Here is a 1,982-nt window from a genome sequence, read left to right on the forward strand (position 1 = left end):
CGGCGTGCCGAACCCGACGACTTTACCCGGACCGAGTCGGCTTCGAGCGTGACTTTCGACAGGACGTGTCGCTTCACCCGGCCGTCGGGCCGGCGCTCCGTGCGGAAGTGGCAGTCGATCGAATCGAAGGCTTCCTCAAGAGCGTCCCGCAGCAGCGGGCGAGGCGCTTCGCGGATCGCCCGCGGCACGTTCTCCAGCACGGCCCGAATGCGGTCGGCGTTCACCGGGCAGACCTCCGGCTCCGCCGCCAACGTCGCCGCCCGCCGTTCCGCCGCGTCGCGGAGGTCGATCAGTTTCTCCAGTTGCGCGGTCGCGTCCGGCACGACGGACTCCGGCAGCGACAGGATGCGGGCCGACGCCGCTTCCACCTTCTTCCGCAACGCCTTCGCCCGGCGCGCGGCGGACTCCCGCTCCGCCCGCCGGGCCTCGCCGCCGGTCGCCCCGGTCAGTTCGGCGACCAGCACGTCCAGGTTCTGCTTCTCCCGCAGCCGGTCTTCGATCTTCTCCAGAATGTCCGCCTGCCGGACCGTGTACGCCCCCGCGTGCCGCTTCGGGTTCGCCGGGTCGAGGTTTCGACCGAGGCAGCGGTAGTGCGGCACGGCCCCCTTTCGGAGCGTGACGCCCACCATCTTCTGCCCGCAGTCGCCGCAGCGAACGAGCCCGGACAGGACGAACGCCCCGCCGTCCCGGTGGGGCGTCGTGCGGGTGCGGTTCGCGGCGAGCCGCCCCGCCGCCGCGGCGAACGTCGCGGCGCTGACGAGCGGTTCGTGCGTCCTCTCGATCACCACCGGCTCCGGGTTCAGATCCCGCCCCTTGCCGCCCGCGCGTCGCCCCCCGCCCCGGCCGACGCGCCCGAACTTGCCTCGGCAGTGCTTCCCCCACGTCGTCCGCCCGAGATAGGAGTCGTTCCCGAGAACGCTGCGCACGCCTTGCAGTTTCCAGCGCCTCCCGCTGGGCGACCCGACGCCCGCCTCGTTGAGCGTCGCCGCGACCTTTCGCAGCGAGTCCCCCGCGACGTACAGCCGGAAGATCAGACGGACGTGCTCGGCGTTGGCGTCGGGAACCAGCCGCCCCTCCGGCCCGATCGCGTAGCCGTAGGGCGGCTTGCCGGGCCAGCGGCCGGAGAGGACGGACCGTTCCATTCCCCGCAGGACGTTCCGCGACAGATCGGACAGATAGGAGTGCTTCGCCTCCTGTTGCACCGCCCACACGATCCTCCCGGCCATGTCGGACCAATCCACCCGGCCTTGCGCGACCGTGTGCAGGACGACCCCCGCGTCCCGCAGCGGCTTGATGTGGTATGCCAGTTCGATCGGGTCCAGCCGGGCGAAGCGGTCCGAATCCCAGCAGAGAATCGCCGCCCACCCCGCCCGTTCGGCGTCGTCCAGCATCCGCCGCCAGTCCGGCCGCTCCGCGTCGCCGCCGCTGATCCCGTCGTCCCGGTACTCCGCGACGATCCGGTAGCCGTGCTGCTCCGCCAGTTCCGCGACCGCCTTGACCTGGGCCGGGATGCTCTCCGTCTGTCGGTCGTCCGACATCCGGTAGTACGCCGCCGCGGTCAGCATTTTCGTTCCTGCACAATGAGGGGCGGGCCGCCCGACAGGCGGTAGCCCCGAACGTAGGCGATGGCGTTCCGTTCCGTCAGCCCCGCCCGCTTCACGACCCCGGATCGGGTCAGCACCGAGAAGCGGGCGGGATGGACTTTTCGGCAGCAAGCCGTGGCGACAAGTCGAAACATCTTCAACAGTCAAAGGGAGAACAAGGTGCGATCGGGCGTCGCGTCACTCTACGAACCGTCCGCAAGGGGCCTTCGTCCCCCGCCGACGCGAGCGCGGCTCCGTCCGGCGAGAACGGCGATTGCGGTTGGGCTCGAAGAAAACGGAGACCGGGCGGGCAGGCGCAGGAGACGGCCCGGCGAGCGGGCGCGTCGAGCCCCGCCGGCAGAACGGCGGGGGCGGAGAGAGGGCCGGCCGCGTCGGGCC

Annotated in this window: 1 protein-coding gene; it reads right to left on the reverse strand. The window is 71.4% G+C overall.

Annotated features, from left to right (window positions below; genetic code table 11):
• Positions 1–1,565 (reverse strand): recombinase family protein (locus ACG2DA_RS22585; protein WP_395258927.1); only part of this gene is annotated, 1,565 nt, incomplete at its 3' end.
• Positions 1,566–1,982: the final 417 nt, after the last annotated feature.

It is taken from the genome of Alienimonas sp. DA493 (assembly GCF_043951915.1).
Taxonomy (GTDB): Bacteria; Planctomycetota; Planctomycetia; order Planctomycetales; family Planctomycetaceae; genus Alienimonas.